This window comes from Nocardioides zeae (assembly GCF_030818655.1).
GTDB lineage: Bacteria > Actinomycetota > Actinomycetes > Propionibacteriales > Nocardioidaceae > Nocardioides > Nocardioides zeae_A.
Genome location: NZ_JAUTAN010000001.1, coordinates 1,223,699 through 1,249,465, shown reverse-complemented (window position 1 = coordinate 1,249,465; position 25,767 = coordinate 1,223,699). Strand labels below are relative to the sequence as shown.

At 73.8% G+C, this 25,767-nt stretch carries 27 protein-coding genes, 4 tRNA genes and 1 riboswitch; of the genes, 19 read left to right on the top strand and 12 right to left on the bottom strand.

Annotated elements, in window-relative coordinates:
* Positions 1 to 49: 49 nt before the first annotated feature.
* Positions 50 to 265: riboswitch (cobalamin riboswitch) on the bottom strand.
* A 111-nt stretch (positions 266 to 376) separates the two neighbouring features.
* The 6 genes from QE405_RS05995 to QE405_RS05970 all read right to left on the bottom strand — a co-directional run bounded on the left by QE405_RS05995 (position 377) and on the right by QE405_RS05970 (position 5,532).
* The gene (locus QE405_RS05995) at positions 377 to 1,156 is read right to left on the bottom strand and encodes an enoyl-CoA hydratase (RefSeq protein ID WP_307199298.1); all 780 of its coding nucleotides are present in this window, start codon (positions 1,154 to 1,156) and stop codon (positions 377 to 379) included.
* Positions 1,153 to 2,082, bottom strand: a complete 930-nt coding sequence (mmsB, locus tag QE405_RS05990) for a 3-hydroxyisobutyrate dehydrogenase (protein WP_307199297.1) — start codon at positions 2,080 to 2,082, stop codon at positions 1,153 to 1,155. The genes QE405_RS05995 and mmsB overlap by 4 nt, the downstream gene beginning before the upstream one ends.
* A 13-nt stretch (positions 2,083 to 2,095) precedes the next feature.
* On the bottom strand, positions 2,096 to 3,211 hold the full coding sequence (locus QE405_RS05985; RefSeq protein ID WP_307199296.1) for an enoyl-CoA hydratase/isomerase family protein: 1,116 nt from the start codon (positions 3,209 to 3,211) through the stop codon (positions 2,096 to 2,098).
* Complete coding sequence (locus tag QE405_RS05980; RefSeq protein WP_307199295.1) at positions 3,208 to 4,350, bottom strand: acyl-CoA dehydrogenase family protein; 1,143 nt, start codon at positions 4,348 to 4,350, stop codon at positions 3,208 to 3,210. The genes QE405_RS05985 and QE405_RS05980 overlap by 4 nt, the downstream gene beginning before the upstream one ends.
* A gap of 224 nt (positions 4,351 to 4,574) precedes the next feature.
* A tRNA-Val gene (locus tag QE405_RS05975) sits at positions 4,575 to 4,646 on the bottom strand.
* A 64-nt stretch (positions 4,647 to 4,710) separates the two neighbouring features.
* Positions 4,711 to 5,532: an aminotransferase class IV gene (locus QE405_RS05970; protein WP_307199294.1), complete on the bottom strand. Its 822-nt coding sequence runs from the start codon at positions 5,530 to 5,532 to the stop codon at positions 4,711 to 4,713.
* Between the two features lie 162 nt (positions 5,533 to 5,694).
* On the opposite strand from QE405_RS05970, the gene QE405_RS05965 reads away from it, so the two are divergent.
* The 3 genes from QE405_RS05965 (at position 5,695) to QE405_RS05955 (ending at position 5,979) form a co-directional block, all read left to right on the top strand.
* Positions 5,695 to 5,767 (top strand) — tRNA-Gly (locus tag QE405_RS05965).
* Positions 5,768 to 5,794: 27 nt separating this feature from the next.
* Positions 5,795 to 5,865 (top strand) — tRNA-Cys (locus QE405_RS05960).
* 39 nt (positions 5,866 to 5,904) lie between these two features.
* Positions 5,905 to 5,979: transfer RNA gene (locus QE405_RS05955), tRNA-Val, on the top strand.
* A gap of 30 nt (positions 5,980 to 6,009) precedes the next feature.
* Here QE405_RS05955 and QE405_RS05950 read toward each other — a convergent pair.
* The gene (locus tag QE405_RS05950) at positions 6,010 to 6,927 is read right to left on the bottom strand and encodes a tyrosine-type recombinase/integrase (protein WP_307199293.1); all 918 of its coding nucleotides are present in this window, start codon (positions 6,925 to 6,927) and stop codon (positions 6,010 to 6,012) included.
* A 154-nt stretch (positions 6,928 to 7,081) separates the two neighbouring features.
* A complete protein-coding gene (locus tag QE405_RS05945; protein ID WP_307199292.1) occupies positions 7,082 to 7,240 on the bottom strand; it encodes a hypothetical protein in 159 nt (52 codons plus the stop codon).
* A 340-nt stretch (positions 7,241 to 7,580) separates the two neighbouring features.
* Here QE405_RS05945 and QE405_RS05940 point away from each other — a divergent pair, with 340 nt between their 5' ends.
* The 4 genes from QE405_RS05940 (at position 7,581) to QE405_RS05925 (ending at position 9,516) form a co-directional block, all read left to right on the top strand.
* Entirely contained in the window at positions 7,581 to 7,784 is a 204-nt protein-coding gene (locus tag QE405_RS05940) for a hypothetical protein (RefSeq protein ID WP_307199291.1), read from the top strand.
* Positions 7,784 to 8,512 carry a hypothetical protein gene (locus QE405_RS05935; protein WP_307199290.1) on the top strand — a complete coding sequence of 243 codons (729 nt, stop codon included), beginning with the start codon at positions 7,784 to 7,786 and terminating at the stop codon, positions 8,510 to 8,512. Before QE405_RS05940 ends, QE405_RS05935 begins: the two co-directional genes overlap by 1 nt.
* A 64-nt stretch (positions 8,513 to 8,576) precedes the next feature.
* Entirely contained in the window at positions 8,577 to 8,813 is a 237-nt protein-coding gene (locus QE405_RS05930; RefSeq protein WP_307199289.1) for a hypothetical protein, read from the top strand.
* Between the two features lie 178 nt (positions 8,814 to 8,991).
* A complete protein-coding gene (locus QE405_RS05925; RefSeq protein WP_307199288.1) occupies positions 8,992 to 9,516 on the top strand; it encodes a hypothetical protein in 525 nt (174 codons plus the stop codon).
* A gap of 1 nt (position 9,517) precedes the next feature.
* Here QE405_RS05925 and QE405_RS05920 read toward each other — a convergent pair whose 3' ends face one another.
* Positions 9,518 to 9,742 (bottom strand): hypothetical protein, encoded by a 225-nt coding sequence (locus QE405_RS05920; protein ID WP_307199287.1) that lies wholly within the window; start codon positions 9,740 to 9,742, stop codon positions 9,518 to 9,520.
* Between QE405_RS05920 and QE405_RS05915 the strand changes: the two genes are divergently transcribed.
* Positions 9,734 to 10,363 carry a hypothetical protein gene (locus tag QE405_RS05915; protein WP_307199286.1) on the top strand — a complete coding sequence of 210 codons (630 nt, stop codon included), beginning with the start codon at positions 9,734 to 9,736 and terminating at the stop codon, positions 10,361 to 10,363. The two genes, QE405_RS05920 and QE405_RS05915, sit on opposite strands and share 9 nt — an antisense overlap.
* A 287-nt stretch (positions 10,364 to 10,650) precedes the next feature.
* Here QE405_RS05915 and QE405_RS05910 read toward each other — a convergent pair whose 3' ends face one another.
* Positions 10,651 to 11,091: a hypothetical protein gene (locus QE405_RS05910; protein ID WP_307199285.1), complete on the bottom strand. Its 441-nt coding sequence runs from the start codon at positions 11,089 to 11,091 to the stop codon at positions 10,651 to 10,653.
* Between the two features lie 138 nt (positions 11,092 to 11,229).
* On the opposite strand from QE405_RS05910, the gene QE405_RS05905 reads away from it, so the two are divergent.
* On the top strand, positions 11,230 to 11,844 hold the full coding sequence (locus tag QE405_RS05905; protein ID WP_307199284.1) for a hypothetical protein: 615 nt from the start codon (positions 11,230 to 11,232) through the stop codon (positions 11,842 to 11,844).
* Positions 11,845 to 11,995: 151 nt separating this feature from the next.
* On the opposite strand, the gene QE405_RS05900 is transcribed toward QE405_RS05905, so the two are convergent.
* Positions 11,996 to 15,880: a putative inorganic carbon transporter subunit DabA gene (locus tag QE405_RS05900; RefSeq protein ID WP_307199283.1), complete on the bottom strand. Its 3,885-nt coding sequence runs from the start codon at positions 15,878 to 15,880 to the stop codon at positions 11,996 to 11,998.
* 84 nt (positions 15,881 to 15,964) lie between these two features.
* On the opposite strand from QE405_RS05900, the gene QE405_RS05895 reads away from it, so the two are divergent.
* The 5 genes from QE405_RS05895 (at position 15,965) to QE405_RS05875 (ending at position 20,034) form a co-directional block, all read left to right on the top strand.
* A complete protein-coding gene (locus QE405_RS05895; protein WP_307199282.1) occupies positions 15,965 to 16,249 on the top strand; it encodes a helix-turn-helix transcriptional regulator in 285 nt (94 codons plus the stop codon).
* A gap of 83 nt (positions 16,250 to 16,332) precedes the next feature.
* The gene (locus QE405_RS05890) at positions 16,333 to 17,454 is read left to right on the top strand and encodes a FecCD family ABC transporter permease (protein WP_307199281.1); all 1,122 of its coding nucleotides are present in this window, start codon (positions 16,333 to 16,335) and stop codon (positions 17,452 to 17,454) included.
* A gap of 29 nt (positions 17,455 to 17,483) precedes the next feature.
* Positions 17,484 to 18,467: an ABC transporter substrate-binding protein gene (locus QE405_RS05885; RefSeq protein ID WP_307199280.1), complete on the top strand. Its 984-nt coding sequence runs from the start codon at positions 17,484 to 17,486 to the stop codon at positions 18,465 to 18,467.
* A complete protein-coding gene (locus QE405_RS05880; RefSeq protein WP_307199279.1) occupies positions 18,464 to 19,249 on the top strand; it encodes an ABC transporter ATP-binding protein in 786 nt (261 codons plus the stop codon). The genes QE405_RS05885 and QE405_RS05880 overlap by 4 nt, the downstream gene beginning before the upstream one ends.
* Entirely contained in the window at positions 19,246 to 20,034 is a 789-nt protein-coding gene (locus tag QE405_RS05875; RefSeq protein ID WP_307199278.1) for a class I SAM-dependent methyltransferase, read from the top strand. The genes QE405_RS05880 and QE405_RS05875 overlap by 4 nt, the downstream gene beginning before the upstream one ends.
* A 12-nt stretch (positions 20,035 to 20,046) precedes the next feature.
* On the opposite strand, the gene aztA is transcribed toward QE405_RS05875, so the two are convergent.
* Complete coding sequence (gene aztA / locus QE405_RS05870) at positions 20,047 to 20,733, bottom strand: zinc ABC transporter ATP-binding protein AztA (protein ID WP_307199277.1); 687 nt, start codon at positions 20,731 to 20,733, stop codon at positions 20,047 to 20,049.
* A 56-nt stretch (positions 20,734 to 20,789) separates the two neighbouring features.
* Between aztA and aztB the strand changes: the two genes are divergently transcribed.
* From aztB to QE405_RS05845, 5 genes are all read left to right on the top strand, one after another.
* Positions 20,790 to 21,668 (top strand): zinc ABC transporter permease AztB, encoded by an 879-nt coding sequence (aztB, locus tag QE405_RS05865; protein WP_307199276.1) that lies wholly within the window; start codon positions 20,790 to 20,792, stop codon positions 21,666 to 21,668.
* Positions 21,669 to 21,704: 36 nt separating this feature from the next.
* Entirely contained in the window at positions 21,705 to 22,955 is a 1,251-nt protein-coding gene (locus QE405_RS05860) for an ABC transporter (protein ID WP_307199275.1), read from the top strand.
* A 1-nt stretch (position 22,956) separates the two neighbouring features.
* Positions 22,957 to 23,871 carry a zinc ABC transporter substrate-binding protein AztC gene (aztC, locus tag QE405_RS05855; RefSeq protein ID WP_307199274.1) on the top strand — a complete coding sequence of 305 codons (915 nt, stop codon included), beginning with the start codon at positions 22,957 to 22,959 and terminating at the stop codon, positions 23,869 to 23,871.
* 42 nt (positions 23,872 to 23,913) lie between these two features.
* Complete coding sequence (gene aztD / locus QE405_RS05850) at positions 23,914 to 25,152, top strand: zinc metallochaperone AztD (protein WP_307199273.1); 1,239 nt, start codon at positions 23,914 to 23,916, stop codon at positions 25,150 to 25,152.
* Between the two features lie 74 nt (positions 25,153 to 25,226).
* Entirely contained in the window at positions 25,227 to 25,766 is a 540-nt protein-coding gene (locus QE405_RS05845; RefSeq protein WP_307199272.1) for a hypothetical protein, read from the top strand.
* Position 25,767 lies beyond the last annotated feature (1 nt).

The window sequence follows — 25,767 nt, the reverse complement described above, 5'->3', positions numbered from 1 at the left end:
CCGAACGTGTCGTGGAGCCCGCCCTCGAGGCATCCGACCACCGCGGACGTCGCACCCACGGGAGCTGGCAGGTCTTCGGACTCGCGGGCGACCGGCCGCTCCCGTCCGAGGACGGGACGCCGGACCTACTGGCCGTCGCTTCCCAGGCCCGCACGGACCCAGTGCTTCGTGACGGCGGTCGTTCCCGCTCACCGCTGCGGGGCAGTCCCGGACTCGCACCGGGTTCCCTCTTGCCTCGCCACCGACCGGCTGCCGGGGCGAACCAGCGGGACCAGCCTAAACGGGTCGGGCGCCGGCGCTGACGACGGCCACCCGTGACACGGATCCCACCGACGAAGGCGGCGGGGACGCATCGCGGCACCCCCGCCGTTCCCCCTCAGCCGTGCGTGAAGTCCGGGCGCCGCTTCTCGACGAACGCGGCCATGCCCTCGGCCCGGTCGGCGAGCGCGAAGGTCGCGTGGAACGTGCGGCGCTCGAACCGCACGCCGGCCGCCAGCGTCGTCTCGAAGGCCTCCGCGACGGCCTCCTTCGCCGCGTACGCCGCGGGGAGCGACATCGAGGCGATCTTCGCGGCGGTCTCCATCGCGACGTCGAGCAGCTCCGCGGTCGGCACGACCCGGGACACCAGGCCCGACCGCTCGGCCTCGGTCACGTCCATCATGCGGCCGGTGAGGACGAGGTCCATCGCCTTGGCCTTGCCGATGGCCCGCGTCAGGCGCTGGGAGCCACCGATGCCGGGGATGGTGCCGAGCGTGATCTCGGGTTGCCCGAACTTCGCGGACTCGGCGGCGATGAGGAGGTCGCACATCATGGCGACCTCGCAGCCGCCGCCCAGCGCGTAGCCGGACACGGCGGCGATCGTCGGGGTGCGCAGCGCGGCGAACCGGTCCCAGGTGGAGAAGAAGTCCTCCAGCGCGACGTCGGCGTAGCCACGGGACGCCATCTCCTTGATGTCGGCGCCGGCGGCGAACGCGCGCTCCGAGCCGGTCAGGACGATCGCGCCGATCCCGCGGTCGGCGTCCATCTCCTCGGCGGCCGCGACGACCTCCGCGCCGAGCGCGAGGTTGAGGGCGTTGAGCGCCTCGGGCCGGTCGAGGGTGATGACGCCGACGCGGCCCTCCCGGCGGACGGTGATGTTCTCGTACGTCGCGCTCACGATGCTGCTCCCTCGTTCTGGTCGTCCCGGACGGCGCCGATGATGGCGGAGAAGTCGAGTGCCGCTCCGTCGCCGGAGGCGAACTCACGGTAGATCTCCGCGGCGAGCTGGCCCATCCGCGTGCCGGTGTGGGTGGTGTCCGCGGCCGTCATCGCCAGGCCCAGGTCCTTCGCCATCAGCGGCGAGGCGAAGCCCGGTGCGTAGTCGCGGTTCGCCGGGCTCGTCGGCACCGGCCCCGGCACGGGACAGTTGGTGGTGAGCGACCAGCACTGGCCCGACGCGGTGGACGCGACGTCGAACAGGGCCTGGTGGGTCAGGCCCAGTCGCTCGCCGAGCACGAAGGCCTCCGAGACGGCGATCATGGAGATGCCGAGGATCATGTTGTTGCAGATCTTGGCGGCCTGGCCGGCTCCGCTGTCACCGCAGTGGACGACGCGGCCGGCCATCGGCTCGAGGACCGCGTTGACGGCCTCGAGGTCGTCGTCGGCGGCGCCGACCATGAACGTCAGCGTGCCGGCCGTCGCTCCGCCGACACCGCCGGAGACGGGGGCGTCCACGGCGCGGTGCCCCGCCGCGCGGGCGGCGTCGGCGGCGGCACGGGCGTCGTCCACGGCGATCGTCGAGCAGTCGACGAGCAGCGCACCCGGGGCCGCCGCGGCGAGCACCCCGTCACCGTTCGTGCCCTGGTAGACGTCGAGGACGTGCTTGCCGCTCGGGAGCATCGTGATGACGACCTGCGCGTCCCGCGCTGCCGCGGCGGCCGAGTCGGCGGGCGTGACCCCGGCCTCGCTCGCGGCGCTCGCGGCCGCCGGCGACGGGTCGAAGCCGGTCACGACGTACCCGGCCTCGACCAGGTTGGCGGCCATCGGGCCGCCCATGTTGCCGAGGCCGATGAAGGCGACCCGGGGCTTGTCGGTGCTGGACATGCGGTTCCTTTCCTCAGCCCTCGGCGCCCGCGGACGCGGGCGAGGGCGGGCGGGTGAGGCCGAGCTCGGCGTCGCCGAGCGGAGCGAAGTACGACGCGACGTCCGCGTCCTGCAGCAGCTCGAGCGAGGCGGGATCCCAGCGCGGGTTCCGGTCCTTGTCGATGACCTGGGCCCGGACGCCCTCGGGGAAGTCGTGGCCGCGCAGCATCCGCAGCGCGATGCGGTACTCCTGCGCCAGCGCCTCCTCCAGGCTGCCCAGGTCGCGGGCCGCGCGCAGGGCCCGCAGCGTCACGGCCACCGAGGTCGGCGACTTCGCCTCGACGGCGTCGGCCGCCGCGCGGGCCTCGGGCTCCGGCCGGGCCCGCAGTGCGGCCACGACGTCGCGGGCGTCGTCGTCGGCGAAGCCCGCGTCGATCCACTCCCGGGCCGCGGTCAGCGTGCTCGCGGGGGCGGGCACCGCGACGGCGTCCAGCACGGCGTCGACGTCCCCCGCCGACGGGTCGGCCAGCTGCTCCACCAGGCGGTCGAGGTCGCTCGAGGCGACCATGCGGTCCGCCAGGCCCAGCACCAGCGCGTCGGCCCCGTCGGCGTGACCGGCCGTCAGCGCGACGTACGTGCCCAGCTCGCCGGGCGAGCGCGACAGCAGCCACGTCCCGCCCACGTCGGGGACGAAGCCGATGCCGGTCTCCGGCATGCCGATCCGGGTGCGCTCGGTGACCACGCGGTGCGAGGCGTGCGCCGAGACGCCCACCCCACCGCCCAGCACGATGCCGTCCATGAAGGCGACGTACGGCTTGGGGTAGCGCGCGATGAGCGCGTTGAGGTGGTACTCGTCGCGCCAGAAGTCCTCCGACCCCGTGCCGCCCGTGGTGGCGTCGCGGTGGATGGCCACGATGTCGCCGCCCGCGCACAGGCCGCGCTCACCGGCGCCGCGCAGCACGACGACCTCGACGTCGGGGGCCTCCGCCCAGGCCTGCAGCGCCTCGTCGAGGAGCCCGACCATCTCGTGCGTCAGCGCATTGAGGGCGCGGGGGCGGTTGAGCGTCAGCACGCCGGCCCGACCGCGTCGCTCGACGAGGACGGGGGGCTCGGCCGGCTGCTCGACCGCCGGCGTCCCGGGGGCGGTCACGCCGCACCCTCCAGCGCCGCCCGGCTCACGATGAGTCGCATGATCTCGTTGGTCCCTTCCAGGATCTGGTGGACGCGCAGGTCCCGCACCACGCGCTCCACGCCGTACTCGGCAAGGTAGCCGTAGCCGCCGTGGAGCTGCAGTGCCGCGTTCGCGGCCTCGAAGCACTGGTCGGTGACGAACTGCTTCGCCATCGCGCACAGCTGCACCGCGTCGGGGCTGCCCTCGTCGAGCGCCGTCGCCGCCCGCTCGAGCAGGCAGCGGGAGGCCTCGATGCTCGTCGTCATGTCGGCGAGCCGGAACTGCAGCGCCTGCTGCGCGCTCAGCGGCTTGCCGAAGGCGATCCGCTCGCGCAGGTGCACCGCCGCTCGCTCCACCGCCCACGAGGCACCGCCCAGCGAGCACGCCGCGATGTTGATGCGGCCGCCGTTGAGGCCCCGCATGGCGATGGAGAAGCCCTCGCCCTCCTCTCCGAGCCGGTGGGAGGCCGGGACGCGGACGTCCTCGAGCACCACCTGACGGGTCGGCTGCGCGTTCCAGCCCATCTTGCGCTCGTTGGCCCCGAACGACAGGCCCTCGCTGTCGGCCGGGACCAGGAAGGCGGAGATGCCCCGCGCGTCCGGTCCGCCGGTGCGGGCCATCACCAGGTACGCGTCGGTCGAGCCCGCGCCGGAGATGAACTGCTTCACGCCGCGGAGCACGTACTCGTCACCGTCACGCCGCGCCGTCGTGCGGATGGCGGCGGCGTCGGACCCGGCGTCGGGCTCGGTCAGGCAGTAGGACGCGAGCTTCTGCATCGCGCTCAGCTCGGGCAGCCACGCCGCCCGTACCTCGTCGGTCGCGAAGGTGTCGACCATCCACGCCACCATGTTGTGGATGCTGATGTAGGCCGCGATCGCGGTGTCGCCGCGCGCCAGCTCGACGAACACCGCCGCGGCGGCGCGGCGCGGCAGGCCGATGCCCCCGTGCTCCTCGCCGGCGTAGAGGCCGCCGAGCCCCAGCTCGCCCGCCCGCTGCAGGACGTCGACGGGGAAGATCTTCTTCTCGTCGCGCTCCTGGGCGTGCGGCGCCAGCTCGGCCTCGGCGAACTTCCGCACGGCCGCGACCATCGCAGCGAGATCGTCCTCGTCGAGGTTCACACCATCTCCATTCACGTCGGGTCGGTCAGCAGTAGGACGTCCAAAAGTATGACGTCCTACTAATCAAGGCGACCGTCGCAGCCGCGAGCAGTGCGGGGCAATGGCCAGCCGCGCACGTCGGCTGTGCAGGAACGCACGGCCGAGCCGAGCGGTCGGACGAGGCCAGGAACGACAGAACCGCCCCCGACCTGCCTGCTGGCTGGTCGGGGGCGGTCCTCGTGCGGTGGGCGATACTGGGTTCGAACCAGTGACCTCTTCGGTGTGAACGAAGCGCGCTACCACTGCGCCAATCGCCCGCGTGGTGCGGTCGCATACGTTAGCGCACCTCCCCCACGAACTCACATCGGGGTCGTTCGGCCCTCACGGGTCGATGTCGGCGGCCTCCCGCTCACGCCAGACCCGCTGCGCCTCGGCCGTCACCGGACCGGGCGCCGGCAGCTCGCGGCCGTTCCAGCGCCGTACGGCCTGGACGTCCCGGGTCGTGCTCACCAGGAACACCTCGTCGGCCGCCTCGGCCACCTCGATCGGCTCGTCGACCTCCGCCCCCCCGCACCAGTCGAGGACGAGCGCCCGCGTCACGCCGGCGAGGCAGCCGCTGGCCAGCGTGGGCGTGCGCATCTCGCCGTCGACGACGTAGAAGACGTTCGACCCCGTGCCCTCGCAGAGGTGCCCCTGCGTGTTGGCGAAGACCGCCTCGCTCGCGCCCTGCTCGGTCGCGCGGGCGAGCGCGACGACGTTCTCGGCGTACGACGTCGTCTTCAGCCCCGCGACCGCACTGCGCTCGTTGCGGGTCCACGGCACGGTCACGACATCGGTGACGGTCGGCAGCGGCTGCATGGGGACGGCGGAGACGAGGAGCGAGTACGGCGCGTCCCCGCGCCCGGAGCCCAGCGGACCGGGGCCGCCCGTGACGGTGACCCGGAGCCGCCCGAACGCGAGGTGCTCCGCGGCGAGGGCGGCATCGATGCCCGCCCGCACGGCGCCGACGTCGACCCGGTCGAGGCCGATGCCCCGCGCGGACGAGACGAGCCGGTCGAGGTGGCGGGTCAGGGCGAACGCCCGGCCGTCCACGACCTTGATCGACTCGAAGACACCGTCCCCGACGGTCACCCCGTGGTCGGTCGCCGTCAGCACCGGCTGGTCGGGATCGTCGAGCATCCGGCCGTTCACCCAGGTCTTCATGGAGCGATCGTAGGGGGTCTGACCTGGCAGTTCAGGGGGTCACGGGCCCGTGATTCCACCTCCCCGACACACCACCGTGACCCGGATTTTGCACGCCCCCCGGCATCCGCTAATGTTCTCGACGCACGCCGAACCGGGCGAAAAACCCGGAGCGGAGCGCAAGCGGACGTAGCTCAGTTGGTAGAGCGCAACCTTGCCAAGGTTGAGGTCGCGAGTTCGAGCCTCGTCGTCCGCTCGGAGAGAAGTAGGTACCAGCCTCCACGGTGGAGTGGCCGAGAGGCGAGGCAACGGACTGCAAATCCGTCTACACGGGTTCAAATCCCGTCTCCACCTCGATTGCCTCCGGTCCCGCAAGGGATCGTTGGTCGTCTAGGGCGATTGGCGCAGTGGTAGCGCGCTTCCTTGACACGGAAGAGGTCACTGGTTCAAACCCAGTATCGCCCACCAGCATCACCGTAGGTCAGGCCCCGTTTCGACTCAGTCGAGACGGGGTCTTTTTCTATGCCCCACGCCGTCGTGCGGTTGTGGTGCGGTTGGCCTGGTGACCGTGGGCCCACGCGGGTCGAGCGGCGCATCGCCCCAGGCATCGAGGACCGACCCGAACTCCCCCGGCTTCAGGTGGGCGTACCGCAGGGTCGTCGCGTACTTCTCGTGCCCGAGAAGCTGCTGCACGTCGAGCAGCGGCACGCCGCGCTGCACCAGCCACGACGCCGCGGCGTGCCGCATGTCGTACGGCGTGCCCGCCGAGACGCCGGCGCGCTCGATCGCGGGCGTGAAGACGCGCCGTGCGAAGTTGCGGTCGTTCCACAGCCCGCCGCGCGGCGCAGGGAAGACGGTGTCGTCCGGGTCGAGGTAGGCGACGTGCGCCGCGAGCCGGGGACGTAGGTGCCGCGGGATCGGCACCGCCCGGTGCGACATCGTCGTCTTGGCGCAGGGGCGCCAGCCGTCGCGGGTGGCAACGCCGTGCACGTGCAGGAGCCCCATGCTCAGGTCGACGTACCGGCGTCGGAGCCCGAAAAACTCGCCCGAGCGTAGCCCGACGTAGAGGTCCAGCTCGACCGCGAGCGCGTCCGCGCCGCCCAGCTCGAGGAGCGACGCAGCCGCCTCGTCCTGCGTCCAGTAGAAGATCGGCTTCGGCGCTGCAGTGGGCAGGTTCAGGCCCGCCGCCGGGTTGGCCGGCAGCCGCCCGTCCTCGACTGCCGCGGAGAGCAGTCCCGAGAGGTGCGCGTGCCCGACCAACATCGGACGGTTGGCAGGGAGCGCGGGAGGGAACGCGGAGGCGTGCATCGGTCGACCGCTGAACGCCAACTCGCGGCGGTTCGGGTTGATGGCCCGCTGGTCGACGAGACGTGTCCCGTCGACCAGCAGCTTGCGGAGCAACGCCGCCGCCCCCATCGCTTCCTAGGCGTCATGCTGATCTCGCCGGCAGCGACGGGCCAAGTCGTCGACCGTGGACACGAAGAGGTCCCGGGCATGAGCTGCCCAACGCTCCTCAATGGTCGAGCCGCCACCACCCACCGGACCCTCGGACATGCTCGCTGAATCCGCCTCAGTAGTAGGCCGGCCCGCTGCCCAGCTCGCTGACGGAGAGACGCAACGACTTGCGGGCTTCCTCCTCGAGGGCGGTCAGCTCTTCGCCATCCACCCCCTGGTCGCTGGCGGTCTTCAGGGCGGACAGGGCGATGGCAAGGTCAGTCAAATTTCCCATGACCGCACCCTCTCAGCGCTGTCAACCCAGCCCGGCGCTTAGCGAACCGAACGAGCGGGCCTTCACGCCTACGCGGCCGCGAGCACGGCGCACACCGACCCCACGAGCAGCGCCGCCCACCCCATGGGGACGAACCAATCCAGGACGGACAGCACCACACGGCTCTCAACATCTCGCCCGCTTCGGTCCACCACCGAGACCGTCAGGTGCAGCGCAGTTCCCACGGTGAAGCAGACCGCTGAGGCCATTGCAACAGACATGGCCCGCAACCTAGCCCGCCCCGCGTCGGCGTGGCGGGCTTTCGCGTACCCCGGCACCAACCCACCCCGAGGAGGACCCCGTGTCCGAGCACGCCACCGAGAACACCGAGCCGGGCGGGGTCGACGTCGACCCGCTCGAGCTCGCGCATCAGGCCGACGAGCACGACCTGGCTGTCGCGCTCCCGTGCCCCTACACCGGCGACAGCGTGCAGGAGGACGGCTCGGACACCACCGACGCCGCCCCCGGCACCGACGCGCCCGACGACGACAGCGAGGAGGCGTGATGGCCCGCTCCACAGGCGACGCGATCGAGTGGGGCCGCAGCTGGGTCGACTCGACCCGCCGCGCCCCGACGAAGGACGGCACCTGGCTCGCCTGGTGCCTCGTCTTCGTCCGCTCCTGCTTCGGCATCGACGCGGCCTACACGTCGGCCATCAAGGCGTGGGCAGGCGCCGAGCGCCGGCACGTCACGTCCCGGGCCGAGAGCATCCCCGCGGGCGTACCCGTCTTCTGGCGGACGCCCGGGCCCCACGGCCACGTGGCGCTGTCGCTCGGCAACGGCTACGTGCTCTCCAACGACATCCTTCGCCGCGGCAAGATCGACGTCGTCCACAGCGACGTCATCACGAAGCGCTGGGGTGCGACGCTCCTCGGCTGGACCGAGGACCTCAACGGCAGGACGGTCTGGTCCCCGCCGAAGCCCACGCCGCCGGCCGTGCGCGTGAAGCCGACCTTCCGCCGGCTGCACGACAAGGAGCTCGACCTCATCGAGAAGCTCCAGCACCTCCAACCCGGCACCCCGCAGCACGCCCGCCGCGAGCGCGAGCTCGCCGAGGTCTACAAGTACCTGCGGACCTACCCGGCGTCGCAGTACGCCGCACGCCGGCGCGAGTGCTACGCCGCGAAGGACCAGGCGTACCGCGCGCGCCCGAAGAAGCCGAAGACCGTCGAGCGGTACGAGCGGCTCATCACTCGCATCGACTTCCTCGTGCGCCGCGGGATCCCGGCATGACCCGCCGGCTGCTCGACCTCATCGTCCACCTCGCGATCCGTCGCGCCGTCCGCCGGAGGTACGCATGAACCTGAAGACCACCGCCCGCACCGAACCAGTCGCCACCGCGGCCGGCACCGCGGTCTCCGCCACCGTCGTCGTCGCCGCCGGGCTTGCCCTGCTGCGCGCGTTCGGCGTGCCGATCGACGACACCCAGCACACCGCGATCGTCGGGTTTGTCGGCGTCGTCGCCCCGCTGGCCGCCGCGCTGTGGGCCCGTGCCCGCGTCACCCCGGTCCCGCCTCAGCACCGCCGCGAGTAGCCGCCCCAGCGCGCCACCCTCGCCGAAGCGCCCCCGTCACCCCACGTGGGTGGCGGGGGCGCTTTCGCTGCGTTCGGGGGTACCTCATCAGCACGGCGCCCTCGGTTCAGACCGCGAGCCGAGGGCGTCTTCGCCCATTCGGGGGACGCACATCGGCTCGGCGTGCCACGCTGCGCCCATGTATTCCACACCCCGGCGCCGTACCGTAATTCGTGCAGCCGCCTGGACGGCCCCCGCCGTCGCTGCGGTCACAGCCGCCCCTGCGTTCGCGGCGAGCAATCCGTCCGAGTCGGTCCGCTACACCTTGAACGTGCGCCGACTAGGCAACGGCCGGGCCGCATTCACCGTCACGAACACCTCGCTGACCGACACGCTGATCGTCGAGGTCAGGATGCCCCTCAGCACCACTGAGGCAACGAGGAACAGCGGCGGCTACCAACCCCCCGTCTGGACGTACTCGCCCGCGGGTACCGACTGGGTCTTCTCGGCCACGGTGCTGCCGCAGACCACGACTGATGCGATCCTGGATGTGGCGTGGAGCCTGATCAGCGGCGCCGGCACGTACATCGTGACCACCACCGCGGGGGGCCAGGCGCGACAGACCCCGATCCCTTGGGCCACCGGCTCCGCACAGCGCTCCGCCCGGCCTTCGGCGAGCCCGCGGCAGGCTGCGACAACACCGACTCCCATCACCCTCGACTGAGTCAGCTCGGGGCTGCCGGCGGCGCGTTCACCTCGCGGAACACGCCACGGTCCGTCTCCGGCGGCGGCGCGACCGCCTGGCGCACCCACCGCTCCTCAAGCAGCTCCGTCCGAAGCCGCACGTTCTGCCCGTGGGCCACGGCTCCGATCTCGAGGTACGACACCCACACCTGCAAGCCGTCCGGGCCGGGGTGCCAGTCGATGAGCAGCCCGGGCCGGTGCGCCACCAGGAAGCGTTCGGTTCGGTCGACCCACAGGCCGAAGGGTCGGTCGTGCCGCCACGACCGACCGTCCGCCATTCCCGGGACAGCGTCGAAAATCGATGGGATGGTGCTGACGTGCATTCGAAACCCCGCCGCCGTACCGTAATTTCCGCCGCAGCCTGGACCGCACCCGCGGTCGCCGTGGTCGCCGGCGCGCCTGCTTACGCGGCAAGCAACCCCGCCACCCCGATCCAGATCGGTGTCGTGCACCTCCGGAACGGCGCCGCGCTGTTCACCGTGACCGTCGATGCGCAGGCCACCAGCACCGTGGTGACGGCCCTGACCCTTGCCTTCAGGACGGCGTACGCAGAGTGGACATCCATCGGCACCTATGGCTGGGATTTCACCTCGACCGCCCACACCGACACCCTCACCCAGACCCTTGCCCCGGGCCAGACCGACCACATCGAGGTCACCTGGGACCTCCTCTCCGGCGACGGGCGCCTCGAGGTGTTCCCGACAGTCGACGGCACGCCCGTCACCCCGCTCGTCGTCCCCTGGGCGTCGACGGCGCCGGCAGGCCGTGCAGCGCGGCTCGCCCCGTACACGGGACCCGTGGTGCGGAGCACCGACAGGCCGAGCTGACCCCGGGTCACTGCGCCGGTGCTCGCTGCGGACGTGGCCGCGTCGCGGAGCGGCTCACCATCGACCTCGGCCGAGCGGCGTGAGCGTGCCCTCCGGGCACTGGCCCGTGACCCGAGAGGCAAGAAGGGTCACGGACGACAGCCAGATCTCACCGGTGCCTGTCGTCCGTGACCCTTTCTGCTGCGCCGTCCGTCGGTCCGCTGGCTCACATGGGACGCGACGGTCACCAACCCGACGCCTCATCACGACGAGCGCGGTCTACCGCGGGACCATCGAGGCTCCCGCCGTCAGCAGCTGATCGTGACGGTCTCGCTGACCGCGACGTACCGGTCCCCGGCGAACGCCTGCAGCTGCACGGTGTAGGTCCCGGACTGGTAGTACCGGTACTGCGTCTCGCCGAGGGCGTTCCGTCCCAGCACCTCGAACCCGCTCTCGTCGCGCACGACCCACGTCAGGTTGTCGTAGTCGTAGGGCTCGGTCTCGCCGCGCACCACCCCGCACCCGTCGTCGGCCACCTCGAGGCTGACCTGCTCCAGCCCGGCTCCCGGCGCGTCCGGTGCGGTCGCCGACGACTCCGGGGCGGCGGTCGCCGTGACCGTCACCGTGGCCGTCGCGGTGGCGGTCGCCGTCACCGTGACCTCGGCCGCGGGAGCCGACTCCGGGTCGGCTCCACACCCGACGCACGTCATCGCCACCAGGGAGAACCCCGCCCACACACCCGTCCTCACCGGGTCATCGTCCACCGCCCGTCGCGAACGTGCAGGCGTTTCCGTGTTCCCGAGGGCAGCTCCTGCCCTAGTCTCGAGCCCATCGATCTTCGAGCCGCAGGGGGACACGTGCATCCATGGTCGATCAGGGCGACAGCCGTGGTCGCGACGGTGGTCGGGACGGCGTTCACGGGCACGGCCCACGCCGCTGCCGAGCCGCTCCCGTCCGGTCTCTACCCCGAGCCCGCCGGCGACGTCCACATGGTCTACGTCGACAGCGCCGGCCCGGCGTTCACGCCGCCACCCCTGCCCGACAGCCGCGCGTTGCCGCGCAGTGTCGACATCCTCAGCGTCGGGGTGCAGCGCACGGAGGCGATCACCTACGTGCGTGTCAACATCGCGGACCTCTTCGGGTTCAGCAAGGCGAGCGACCGCCGGGCCTACCAGGACATGGACATCTCGGCCTACCCGCACTCGGCGTTCATCACCTGGGACACGCGGACGGGCAAGCCCGCCATGGGCTCGCGCTGCAACAGCTGGAACGGGAACACGGCCCGGTCGCTGCCGATCACCTGGTCGACGACGCAGGAGTACGTCCTCTTCCGCTTCGACAACAGCTGCGAGGGCGCCGAGCCCGACGTCCTCACGGGCATCGGGGTGGAAGCAGCCTGGTATGCGCAGAAGCTCGTGAACAACCGACCCTCGCTCGACGTCCGTCGGCAGTGGGAGGACACCGCTCAGATCACGGCGCCCGAGCGTGGCGACGCCCCCTGACCCGGGAACGCACCACGGCGACGGCGATCGCTGGGCGGTCGCGGTAGCCTCGATCCCGTAGCCAACCCCGCAAGGTCGGCGCACCCGGCCCCCGTCACCCTCGTGGTGGCGGGGGCCTCGCCGTCCTCCGGACGACGAGGCCCCCGCCCCGTCAGGACGCCGTCGACCGTGACCGGTCCGCGGGTGCGGCCGGGCGGCGTGCCGGTGCCGCAGGAGCGCCCGTCGGCATCCAGCAGCGCTGCCAGGACAGCTGCCGGTCCAGCTCGAGGAACCCTCCGTCGGCATCCATGACGACGAGCTGTGCCCAGCCGTTGCCCACCATCTCCCAGAGCTGGCGGTGCCGGGTGACGATGGAGCGCACGTGCGCAGGATCGGCGGCCAGCACGACCAGGTGCCGGGCCGGCACGTGGCGCAGGTCGGTGGCCGCGCCGTCCGGACCGGGATCACGCCCGGCGACCGCCTGCCACGGCAGACCGACCCGCAGGTCGCCGTGGGCCCCGGTCAGGACACCGACGTCGCCGACGACGTTGTGCGTCGTCTTGTCCCCCGCACCGAGCAGGTCGGGAGCCGCGGCGGAGAAGTAGTACTGCGCGCTGATCCAGTGCGTCACGACCAGCGGGCCGGTCATGATCTGCTCGAGGACCCGACCGTCGGGGTCGAGGCCCGCGTCGTACGAGTGCAGGAAGGTCGCACCCCCCAGGTCCCGTCCCGCGGTGAGGCGACGCGGACCGACCACCAGCGCCCGGGCTCCGGCGAGGCCCCACTCCGGCATCGACTCGGCCCAGTCGGCACCGCGGTCGACGATCCCGGACCGCCGCCGGCGCCGTCCCGCCGTCGGAAGTGCGGCGGCACGCTCGGTGCTCGTCGCGCCGCCTGCCCGAGCGAGGTCGTCGACGAGGGCGTCCAGCACCGCCGCGAGCTCGGGCGGCTCCTCCGCGCTGCGGCGCAGCAGGACGACGCGGTCGGTCGTGGTGTCGTGCACCGCCGCCACGGCGACCACCGAGTCCGGGACGACGAGCCCGCGCTCGGCCAGCGCGACCCGCACCAGCGGGTCGTTCAGCGCGGTCGCCGCCAGGACGGCGTTGACCCGTCCGCTGTTGCCGCCGCACGCCCCGCAGTCGTACGCCGAGGCGAACGCGTTGTTCTCCGTGCTCGACCCGTGGCCGACGACGACGAGGGGCTCGGGGCCCGAGGAACCGTCGCCGAGCCGCGCGACGAGACCCGTGGCGACGAGCAGCTGCGCGGCCGTCTCCACCGCGACCTCGTGCGGCAGCGGCCCGAGCTCCGGCGGCACGGCCGGACGGGCGGGCTCGGTGAGCGCACGCCACCGACCGGGAGCCAGCGTGGCGCCCACCGTGCCGAGGAGGGCCGGCACCCCGCTCATCTCGGCCCAGCCGAACGCGGCCGCGGGGTGCTGCCCGATGCGCCCGGCCAGCTGCCGGACCGCCGTCGACGTGCCCAGCAGGCTGGGGCGCTCCTCGGTCGTGACCGCAGGGCGCAGGATGCCGGGGCACAGGTCGACGACCGCGCCGGAGGCGTCGCGGTGCCGCGCGGCGACGCCGAAGAAGCCCGCGTAGCCGTAGGTCTCGTGCCCACCCCGGGCCTCGAGGTGCCGGCGGATCCGCTCGGAGCGCGCGTCGATGCACCAGACGGAGTGCACGCGCCCCGCCGTCGCGGCGGCCTCGGGCGCCGCCCCGCCCTGCGGGGCGGAGGACGGCGCCGCGGCCAGGTCGCGCAGGACCCCGTCACGGGTCGTGAGGTCGAGGGCACGCTGCCAGACACCGACGAGGTACGCCGTCGTGGCTGCGTCCTCGTCGCGGGCGCCGTCGCTCGGGACGGGCGCCGCCACGCGGCCACCGCGACCGTCGAGCGCGGCGCGGGCGATGACGACGTCGAGCGCCAGGGCCAGGGCGACGAGCTGCAGCAGCGCCCCCGCGTCCTCCGACGCCCGGTCCCGCCAGCACGCGTGGGCGGCCCAACCGCGACCGGCGGCGAAGGTGGCGGCGAGGTAGGTGTAGAGGTCGGTCTCCCCCACCAGCGTGCCGACCTGGGGCCACAGCGCGGCGATCGCCGCGGCAGGGTCGTCCGGCAGCGAGCGGGTCAGCACCGAGGTCCCGGGCATCCGCCACGCGACGTCGTAGGTGCGGTGCCGGGCCGACGCGAGCCACAACGACCAGGGGTCCTGCGGCGACGAACCGTCCACGCTCGCGGAGCCCCAGGCGCGCGCAGCCCAGGCGGCCACGTGCAGGTCGAGCACCTCCCCCGGACGGCGACCCCGGCGCACCGTGATCCGGTCGCAGGCCCGGACGGGCACCGGCGCGACCGCCGGACCCCCCGCCGGAACCCGGGCGGCGCAGGCCCGGGTGAAGGTGACGAGGTCGGTCGGGCTGGCGCCGGACAGCGACCCGCCGCCGGCCGGCTCCTGCTCGGCGAGCGAGCGCCGCACGGCCGAGTCGCTGACGAGGCCCTGCGCGTGCAGGTCGAGGAAGGTCGACAGCGCGGGTCGCGGGTCGCGTCCGTGCAGGATCCTCACCGTGGCGGCCGCGTCCTCCACCGCCAGCTTCTCGAGCGGGGCCAGCGGGTTGGCCGCGACGAGGGAGCGCAGCGGCCACGCCGGACCGACCGTCGTGGCCGCGATGGCGACGACCGTCCCGAGCTGGTGCGGCGGGAGGCCGCCCGGCAGCACCGACGGCTCCGTCGCGGCGGGGCGCACCCTGCCCGGCATCGACGCACCCGGGGGCAGCAGGGTCGCGGCCGCGGCCGTCGCGACGGGTCCGCTGCTCCCCGGGGTCAGCCGGGAGGCGGCGAGCCCGATGCCGACGACCAGGGCGGCCGCGGCCGCCGCGAGCACCGGGTGCGCTGCGGAGGCGGGGCCCCGGTCGAACGCGCCGTGCACGACGGGGTCGACGAGGGCGACCAGGCCGACGTACGCCGCCGGGACGCCCACAGCGAGGACACCCGCGAGCACGCGGGCGCCACGGCCGGTGCGACGGAGCCGCCGGACCTCGGCCAGCGCAACGACCGCCACTGCCGTCGTCAGCGCGGCGGGCAGTGCGAGCCCCGGTGCCGCCGTGCCGACCGCGAGACCGACGCCGACCACGGCACCGACCACCAGCGCCGGGTGGACGCGCGCCGGACCGTCCGAGCCGCCCGTCGCGGTGCGCGCACGATCGACCGCTCCGCCGGCGCGGAGGAACAGCCACGCCTTCCAGCATCCGTGCCCCAGCACGTGCAGGAGCGCCGCCGCCGGCAACCCCAGCCCGAGCTGGACGGCGACCAGCCCCATCTGGGCCGTCGTCGATCCCGCCAGCCGACCCTTCACGTCGGGCCGGAGGCGCAGGGCCGTGAGCCCGGCGGCGACGGACACGACCCCGGCGGCCACCAGCACGACCAGCGCCCCGGGGGACGCCGCCAGCACCGACCAGTGCACCAGGGCGAACATCGCACCGCCGTTGACGACACCGGCGTGCAGCAGCGCGGACACCGGGGACGGCGCCTCCGCCGTCTCGGGCAGCCACCGCTGGACGGGCACCGACGCCGACCGCACGAGCACCGCGATCGCCAGCAGGACGCTCGCCAGCGCCGTACCCACCTGCGACCCACCTCCGGCGAGCACGACGGCGACCGCGAGCCACAGGGCCGCGTCACCCCACGCCAACCGGCTGGCGACGACCCGGGCGGCGCGGCGGGCCGCCGCGTCGCCGCGGTGCGCCACGAGCGCCGCAGTCGCAGCGCCGCTCACGGTCCATCCGATCGCCGACAGGACCAGGTCGTCGGCCGACACCATCGTGAGCAGCCCACCCACGGCGACGACGAGCAGCACCGCGAAGCGGGTCGCACGCGCCTGGCCGCGGAGGTTCGTCGCGGCGTAACCGGCCACCAGCCAGCCGAGCACCCCGACGTACGCCGCGAGCGCGAGCCGCAGCCAGGTCGACGGTTCGTCGGGAGGCCGCACCACTCCCCCCACGACGAGGACGGCCAGAGCTCCGAGCATGACGGTGCAGAGGACCCGACGGGTCACGACGAGAGGGTTCATGTGAACCATGAAACCGGAATCTGAATACGTGTGTCCAGGTTCCTCTATCCGTGGTTTGCGTCACGTCCCCACTACAGTGCGGCCATGTCGTCGAGCGATGCGCCGGGGTGGACGTTCCTCAGCAACCACGGTCACGTCCTGGTCGCCCTGAGCAGGGATCCCGCGGCGCGCATCCGGGAGATCGCCGCCGTCGTGGGCATCACCGAGCGCGCGGCCCAGGCGATCCTCAAGGACCTCGAGGTCGCGGGCTACGTCACGAAGGAGAAGGTCGGGCGGCGCAACGCCTACAGCCTCAACACCGACCTCCGCCTGCGCCACCCCGCCGAGACCGAGACCTCCGTCCGGGACCTGCTCGACATCTTCGCCTGACCTGTCGGACCGGGTAGGGGCACGAGCCCCGCCGTGTGCGAGGCTTGTTGCATGTTGTTCGCGATAACCAGCCGCGGGCAGTCGTGAGCATCCTCGACCACGCCCCCACTCCGTCGGCCGCCGCGGCGGCACCGCTCGACGACCACGACGCCGACCTGCTGGGCCTGGGCGCCCAACGCCGCCGGACGGCCCTGTGGGTGCTCGGACTGACCGCCGCGCTCGTCGGGACGCTCGTGGTCGGCGTGGGCGCCGGGCCGGTCGCGGTCTCCCCCGGCGACTCGTTCCGCATCGTCCTGCACCACCTCACGGGGCTCGGCGACGTCACGTGGGAGTCCCGCCACGACGCGATCGTCTGGCAGATCCGCGCGCCGCGGGTCGTCCTCGGCGCGGCCGTCGGGGCCGGGCTCGCGATGGCGGGCGTCGTGCTCCAGGCGATGGTGCGCAACATCCTGGCCGACCCCTACGTGCTCGGCATCAACTCGGGCGCGAGCTGCGGGGCGGCGGGCGCCATCCTCTTCGGTGCGGGTGCCGCCTTCGGCGACTACGCCCTCCAGGGCAGCGCGTTCCTCGGGGCGCTGGTCGCCTCGGCCCTCGTGTTCCTCGTCGCCCGCTCCGCGGGGCGGATCACCTCGGTCCGGCTCCTCATGGCGGGGGTGGCCATCGGCTACGCGCTGTCCGCGGCCACCAGCTTCCTCATCTTCGCCTCCGACTCCGCCGAGGGCGCGCGGTCGGTGATGTTCTGGCTGCTCGGGTCGCTGGGCCTGGCCGGCTGGAACGGACCGCTGGCCGTGGTCGTCGCGGTGGTCGCGGCCGCCGCCGCCCTGCTCGTGCTCACCGGCCGCCGTCTCGACGCACTCGTCGTCGGCGACGAGACCGCCCTCACCCTCGGCATCCACCCCGAGCGGTTCCGGAGCCTCCTCCTCATCGGCGTCTCGCTGCTCGTGGGCGTGCTCGTCGCGATGGCCGGCAGCATCGGGTTCGTCGGTCTCGTCATCCCCCACCTCGCACGCCGCCTCGTCGGCGGCGCCCACCGCGCCGTCGTGCCCGTGGCCGCGCTCCTCGGCGCGATCCTCCTGGTCTGGGCGGACGTGCTGGCCCGCACGCTCCTGGCACCCCAGGAGATCCCGATCGGCATCATCACCGCGCTCGTCGGCGCCCCCTTCCTGCTGTTCCTCGTCCGCCGCTTCCAGGCCGTGCCCTCGTGAGCCGACCCCACCGCACCCCCAGGAGAACCGTGAGCCACCCGCCCAGCGCGACCGTCCGCCGTACCGCCACGACCGCCGCGGCGGTGCTCCTGCTCGCGCCGCTCGCCGCGTGCGGCACGGAGGGCGACGACGTCGCCATCTCCGTCGAGAACTGCGGCGACACGGTCGAGCTCGACGGCGCGCCCGAGCGGGTCGTGATGCTGAAGAGCGCCGCCGCCGTGACGCTCCACCGGCTCGACGTGCTCGACCGCGTGGTGGCGCGGGCGGGGGTCTACCCGGCGGACTACTACGACGCGGACACCCTCGCCGCCATCGAGGACGTCCCGCTGCTGACCGACCGCACCGACACCAGCGGTCACCTCCAGATCTCGCGGGAGGAGGTCGTCGCCCAGACGCCCGACCTCGTGCTGGGCCAGACGGACACCGTCACGCGGGACACGCTGGCCGCCAACGACGTCGCACTGGTCGAGGAGCCCGCGTTCTGCGGGTCGCTCGACGGCGACGCGACCTTCGACGACGTCTACGACCAGGTGCGGCTGTACGGCGAGGTGTTCGAGCGTGCCGACGAGGCGGACGCCTACGTGGCGGAGCTCGAGGAGCGGGTCGCGGCCATCGAGGCCCGCGTGCCGGCCGACGAGGACCGCAGCGTCGCCGTGCTCTACCCGACCGTCGGCGGCGGCGTGACCTACGCCTACGGACGCGGCTCGATGTCCGCCCCGCTCGTGGAGGCCGCTGGCCTCGAGAACGTCTTCGGCGACGTCGGCGACCGGGTGTTCGAGGTCAGCGCCGAGGAGATCGTCGCGCGCGACCCCGACGTCGTCATCCTGCTCCGCAGCGACGGCGACCCGGCCGAGGTCACCGAGGCCCTCACCTCCCTCCCGGGTGCGGACACCCTGCGGGCCGTGCAGACCGACGCCGTCCTGCCGCTGCTGCTCAACCACGCCGAGCCGCCGACCCCGCTGGCCGTCGACGGCCTCGAGCTGGTCGTCGACTTCCTGGAGCAGACCCGGTGATCGAGGCGCGGGGCGTCACCCACCGCTACGGCGACGTCGTCGTCGTGGACGGCGTCGACCTCCGGGTGCCGGCGGGCGCGACCGTGGGGCTCGTCGGCCCCAACGGCAGCGGCAAGACGACGCTGCTGCGGACGCTGTACGGCTCGCTCCAGCCCGCCGACGGGCGGGTCGAGCTCGACGGGGCCGACATCGGGGCCGTCTCCCGCACCGCCCTGGCCCGCCAGGTCGCGGTCGTCGTCCAGGAGCACAGCGGCGACCTGCCGATGCGGGTCGCCGACCTCGTGCTCCTCGGCCGGCTGCCCCACCAGGGCCTCTCGTCCCGGCCCACGGCGCACGACCGGGACGTCGCCGCGGCAGCGCTCCGCCGGGTGGGGGCGCTCCACCTCGCGACCCGGGAGTACGCCGGGCTGTCGGGCGGCGAGAAGCAGCGCGTGCTCATCGCGCGGGCCCTCACCCAGGAGGCCGAGCACCTCCTGCTCGACGAGCCCACCAACCACCTCGACATCCGCTACCAGCACGAGGTGCTCGACCTGGTCGCGACGCTGCCGGCCAGCGTGGTGGTCGTGCTCCACGACCTCAACCTCGCGGCGCGCTACTGCGACCACCTCGTGCTGCTCGAGGCGGGACGCGTCGTCGCCCAGGGCACCCCGGACGAGGTGCTGGTGCCCGAGGTCCTCGAACCCGTCTACGGGGTCGAGGTGCGCCGCGTCGACCTCGACGGCGAGCTCCACCTGCTGTTCCGCAAGGCCACCACCGGGATCGACGTGAGGAAGTCCGCATGAACCAGACGACGACCGCCCCGCACGGGGGCGCCCTCCAGCAGCGCCTCGACGACTACTGGACGAGCCGCGCCGCGGCGTACCACCGCCGCCAGGTCGAGGGCGACCGGGCGGCGCTCGACCGCGAGCTCTGGACGCGGGTGTGGCGCGACGCGCTCGGTCCGCGGCCGCTGCGGGTGCTCGACGTCGGCACCGGGTCGGGCTACGTCGCCCACGTGCTCGCCGAGCTCGGCCACGACGTCCTCGGCCTCGACAGCGCGGACGGCATGCTCGCCGAGGCCCGCCGCGATGCCGAGGGACGACGCCGCGAGGGCCGGCCGGCCGCGCGGTTCGTGCGCGGTGACGCCGTGCGCCCCGGGGACACCGACGAGGTCCGGGACGCGCCGTACGACGCGGTCACCAGCCGCTACCTGCTCTGGACGCTGCGGGAGCCGGTGGACGCGCTCCGCGCCTGGAGCGCCCTGGTGCGACCCGGCGGCACGATCGCCTGCGTCGACGCGAACTGGTACCCCGGCGGCATCGACCGCGGCGTCGCGGTCGAGTCGGCCGCCGGGCCGGACGCCTTCGGCCGCACCTACGACCTCGGCGCGGAGGCGGCGCTCCCCCTGGCGACCGCCGCCGACGTGGACGCCTTCGTCGCGACGTTCGAGGCCGCCGGCCTCGTCGACGTGCGCACCGAGCGGCTCGACGAGGTCGCCGAGCTCGACCGGCGCTTCGGCGTGTCCCCCGGCCACGAGTCGCGACCGCAGCACCTCGTGACGGGGCGGGTCCCCCTCACCCTCGCCTGACGGGTCGTGGCCTCAGCGCGCCGCTTTCCGCAGCGCTGGGGCCACGACTCCGGCGGCCAGCGTGTCGCCCGCGACCTCACCGTCCGCCAGCGTCACGACGCGGTCCGCCGCCGCGAGCACCGCGGGATCGTGGGAGACGCACACGACCGCGGCCCCTCGCGCCGCCTCCTCGGCCATCACGGCCCGGATGCGTCCGCCGCTGGTCGCGTCGAGTCCCGTGGTGGGCTCGTCGAGCAGCAGCAGGTCGGCCCGGGCCACGACCCCCTGGGCCAGCAGGGCCCGTTGGCGCTGCCCGCCGGACAGCGCGACGTACGGGCGACGCCGCAGGTCCGCGATCCCCAGCCGGTGCAGGGCCTCGTCCACGGCGGCCCGCGCCGCGGCGTCGGCGCGACGCCACGCCCCCAGCCGACCCCACGTGCCGACCGCCACGACGTCGTGGACGGTGATCGGGAGCAGGTCCGAGACGCCGGCTCGTTGCGGCACGAAGGCCGTCGTCCCCCGCGTCGAGCACGAGCCGCGCGTCGGCACCCGCGTGCCCGCGACGACCTCCAGGAGCGTCGACTTTCCGGCGCCGTTGGGACCCGCGACGACGGTGACCGCGCCGGCGTGGAGGTCGAGCGTCACGTCCCGGAGCGCGGCCCGGGCACCGAAGTCGACGCGGATGTCGCGCAGCTGGACGGCAGGAGGGGAAGCAGGCACGGCCCCACCCTAGCGCTTTTGATAATCATTCCCACTTGTGACTAGGGTCCCGGCCCGTGACCTTCCTCGTCGACGGGCTCCTCGAGCCGTTCACCCTCGCGTTCCTCCAGCGCGCGCTGCTGGGCGGCACCCTCGTCGCCGTGCTGTGCGGCGTGGTGGGCACGTGGGTGGTCGTGCGCGGGATGGCCTTCCTCGGCGAGGCGCTGGCCCACGGCATGCTGCCCGGCGTCGCGCTCGCGACCGTGCTGGGGGCCCCGGCGCTGGTCGGCGGCGCGCTCAGCGCCGTCGTGATGAGCCTGGGCATCGGCGTCCTGCAGCGGCGCGGCTCGCTGTCCTACGACACGAGCATCGGCCTGCTCTTCGTCTCGATGCTCGCGCTGGGCGTCATCGTGATCTCCCACTCGGGGAGCTTCGCCACCGATGCCACCGCGATCCTCTTCGGCGACATCCTCGCGATCGCCCCGGTCGACGTCGTGCTGCTCGCCGGCGCGGCCGCCGTCGGCCTGGCGGTCGCGATCCTCGCTCACCGCCCGCTCGTGGCGCTGGCCGTCGACCCGCGCATCGCCGCCGTCCTCGGCCTCCGGCCCCGTCTCGCCCAGGCCGCGCTCGTCGGACTGGTCACGCTCGCGGTGGTCGCGTCCTACCAGGCCGTCGGCTCGCTCCTCGTCGTCGGCCTGCTGCTCGCGCCCGCCGTCGCCGCGGGCCACTGGACGGTGCGTCTCCCCACCCGCATGGCGCTCGCCGCTGCGCTCGGGACCGTGGCCGTCGCGACGGGCCTCCTCGTGTCGTGGCACGCCGCCACCGCCGCGGGCGCGTCCGTCGCCGCCTCCGCGATCGCGATCGCCTGCCTGTCGTGGCTGCTGCGCCGCGGCGTCGCGGCGCTCCGACCTGCGCCGGTCCCGGCGCGCGCCGAGCGGTCTCCCGCAGCCGCCTGACCCGTCCACCCCGCCCCTCCCCACCGAGAGGAACCCGTGCTCCCCCGCTTCTCCCGCCTCACCCTCACCGCCGCGCTGGCGCTGACCGCGGCCGGCTGTGCCGCCGGCGACAGCGACGGGCCCGACACGGCCGACGGAGCCGCGCCGACCTCCGGCGACGGCCACGGCGCGGTCGCCGGTGCCGCCGAGGTCGCCGAGCCGCCGGTCGGCCTCACGACCGTCGACCCGACCGGGACCGTGACGCACCTCGACCTCCTCGACGAGAGCACCACCGAGATCGGCACCGTCGGCGCCCCGAGCGCGATGGTCAGCGACGGCCGCTACCTCTTCGTGCAGACCGACGCCGGGGTCGAGGTGGTCGACAGCGGGCGCTGGACCTGGGACCACGTCGACCACTTCCACTACTACCGCGCGGAGCCCCGCCTCGTCGGCGCCGTGAGCGGCGACGGCACGGCGACGGTCGCCACCACCAACTCCTCGACGACGTCGGGCACCGGCCTCTACTTCGCGGACTCCGGCGAGGCCGTCCTGCTCGACACCGAGGCGCTCTCCAAGGGCGACCTGGTCGAGCGGTTCCGTCTCGACACCGAGCCGCACGCCGGTCTGGTGGTGCCGGTCGGGTCGTTCGCGCTCGTGACCGCCCCCGGCGAGGGCGGCACGGCGGGCTCCGTGCGCGGCTACACCGCCGACGGCGAGCCGACCGGGCTGGAGGAGACCTGCGCCGGCGCCTCCGGCACCCTCACGACCCGCGTCGGCGCCGTCGTCGGCTGTGCGGACGGGGCGCTCCTCGCGACCGTCGTCGACGACGAGCTGACGGTGGAGCGGATCCCCTACCCGGCCGGTACGACGGCGGCCCCCGCCACCTCGTTCGCGAACCGCGAGGGTCGACCCACCGTCGCCGCGCTCGCCGGACCCGAGGGCGCCGACGGCGTGTGGCTCCTCGACACCCGCCAGCGCTCCTGGACCCTGCTCCCCGCTCCGGCTCCCCTCGCGCACGTCACCGCCGTGGACGACGAGGACGAGCACGTCGTGGCCCTCGCGTCCGACGGCCGCGTGCTCGTGCTCGACGGCGCCGACGGGACGCTCCTGGCGGAGACCGAGCCGCTCGTCGCGGCCTCGCTCGCGGCCGGCCGCACCCCGGCCCTCGTCGCCGACCAGCAGCGCACCTACCTGTCCGGCCCCGTCGAGCAGCAGCTGCACGAGATCGACGTCGCCGACGACGCCCGCGTCGCACGGTCCTTCACCACCGACACCGAGCCCCGCTTCACCGCCGAGACAGGACGCTGACGTGCGCCGTACCCGCCCCCTCGCCGCCCTCGCCGGCACCCTCCTGGCCGCCGGCGCCCTCATCGCCTGCGACGTCGGCTCCGGCGACGGGCCGCTCGTCGTCGTCTCCACCAACATCCTCGGCGACGTCGTCGAGAACGTCGTCGGCGACCAGGCCGAGGTGCTGACCCTGATGAAGCCCGACGCCGATCCGCACTCCTTCGAGATCTCCGCCCAGGAGGCCGCCCGCGTGCGGTCCGCCGACCTGGTCGTCTCCAACGGCCTCGGACTCGAGGAGGGGCTCCAGCAGCACCTCGACGCCGCGGCCGACGACGGGGTCGCCACGTTCGTGGCCGGCGACGCGATCGAGGTGCTGGAGTACGCCGAGGGCGACGCCGCCGGCACCCCCGATCCGCACTTCTGGACCGACCCCGCCCGCGTCCTCGACGTGCTCGACGCCCTCGAGCCCGTGCTCGCCGACATCGACGGTATCGACGCCGGTCGCCTCGCGGACGACGTCGCGGCGTACCGGGACTCGGTGGTCGGGATCGAGACGGAGATGACCGACGCCTTCGCGGCCGTCCCCGCCGATCGGCGCGCCCTGGTGACCAACCACCACGTGTTCGGGTACCTCGCCCAGCGCTTCGACTTCGACGTCGTCGGCGCGGTGATCCCGGGCGGGACGACGCTGGCCGCGCCCTCCGCCTCCGACCTGTCCGACCTCGTCGAGGCGATCGAGGAGACCGGCGTGCCGGCGATCTTCGCCGAGTCCTCCTCCCCCGATCGGCTCGTGCAGGCCCTCGCGAGCGAGGCGGACGTGCAGGTCGAGGTCGTCGAGCTCTACACCGAGTCGCTGACCGCCGCCGACGGCGGCGCCCCCGACTACCTGACGATGATGCGCGTCAACACGCAGCGCATCGGCGCGGCGCTCTCCTGAGCGCTGCTCCACCCGACCCACCACCAGATGAAGAGGAACCCGATGCGCACCTTCCACCCACCCCGCGCGGCGTCCGTCGCCCTCAGCGCCGCCAGCGCCCTGGCCCTGTCCACGCTGGCCGCCTGCTCGTCCGGCTCCGACGACGCCTCGCCGTCCGACGACGGGACGACCGCGTCGGCCGCGACCAGCTGGAGCGCCGGACCCCGCCTGGCCGTCGCCCACGAGGGCGGCATCCTCGTGCTCGACGGCACCACGCTGGAGACCGTGGCCGAGCTCGACTCCGAGGAGTTCACCCGCCTCAACCCGGCCGGCGACGGCCGGAACGTCATGGTCACCGTGGCCGACGGCTTCCAGGTGCTCGACACGGGCGCGGGCACGTCCGAGGGCGCGACCCTCACCGACCTCGTGTTCCCGGCCGACACGCCGGGCCACGTCGTGCGGCACGCGGACAAGACGGTGCTCTACGCCGACGGCACGAGCGACACGACGATCGTCGAGACCGCCGCCCTCGCGGACGCCGTCGCGGCCGGGGAGCTGCCGGAGGCGGAGACCGTGCCGGGTGTCGAGGCCCACCACGGCGTCTCGATCGTGCTCGAGGACGGCACGTTCCTCACGACGGTCGGCAACGCCGACGGCCGCACCGGCATCGAGGTCCGCGACGCCTCCGGCGAGGTCGTCGCCCGCAACGACGAGTGCCCGGGCGTGCACGGCGAGGGCACGGCCCAGGACGAGGCCGTCGTCTTCGGCTGCGAGGACGGGGCGCTGGTCTACCAGGACGGCGCCATCACCAAGCTCGACGCGCCCGACCAGCCCTACGGCCGCATGGGCAACGCCTTCACCACCGACTCGAGCCCGATCGTGCTCGGCGACTACAAGACCGACCCCGACGCGGAGGGCTACCTCCTCGACGCCGTCACGCTCGTCGACACCGCGGCCGGCACGCTCGACGTCGTCGCGCTGCCCGAGGGCGCGTCGTACACCTTCCGCGACCTCGCGCGCGGCCCCGGCGACCTCGGGTACGTCCTCGCCACCGACGGCGCGATCCACGTGATCGACCCGACCACCGGCGAGCTCACCGACACCTTCGACGTCATCGCCCCGTGGGAGGGCCCGGTCGAGTGGCAGGACCCGCACCCGGCCATCCAGGTCTCCGGCGACATCGCCTACGTGACCGAGCCCGCCGCCAACAGCGTCCACGCGGTCGACCTCACCACCGGCGAGGTCGTCGCGAGCACGGAGCTCGACGTCACGCCGAACGAGATCGCGCCCGCGGCCGGCTGAGCACCGCACCGGGCACCCGCAGCGGTCCCCGGCGTCACCGACGCCGGGGACCGCTGCCGCTAGGGTCGCGTGCCATGAAGCGGATCGCTCTCGGGACCCTCGCGCTCACCCTCGCCCTCTCCGCCTGCTCGGGATCGGACGACGCGGGCGGCGACGCCGCGGAGACCGCCACCTCCGACCCCGTCGCCGAGAACGCCGCCGAGGTGGGCGTGGGCGACGAGGTCGTGCTGCCGGACGGCCTCTCCGTCACCGTCACCGCGATGGAGGTCGGCGGCGACACCGGCGGTCCGTGGGTGTCCGCCGAGGTCGTGGTCGAGAACCCGACGGACGTGGAGGGCGCGGTGCCGACCTTCGGCCTCGTCTGTGCCGAGGGCCCCGCGATCGGCGACTACGCCGCGGGATCGACCATCGTCATCGGCGACCCCCTGCCGGCCGGCGAGACCGTCACCGGGACGCTGAACCTGCTCCTGCCGGGTGACACACGGTCCGGCACCCAGGTGCCGACGTGCACCGCCCCGGCCTACGTGCAGGCGGCCTCCGTGACCACGGCCGACCTCGAGGCGACGACCGGTCGCGTCGACGTACCGGCCGAGGTGCTCGCCCAGCTCGGCTGAA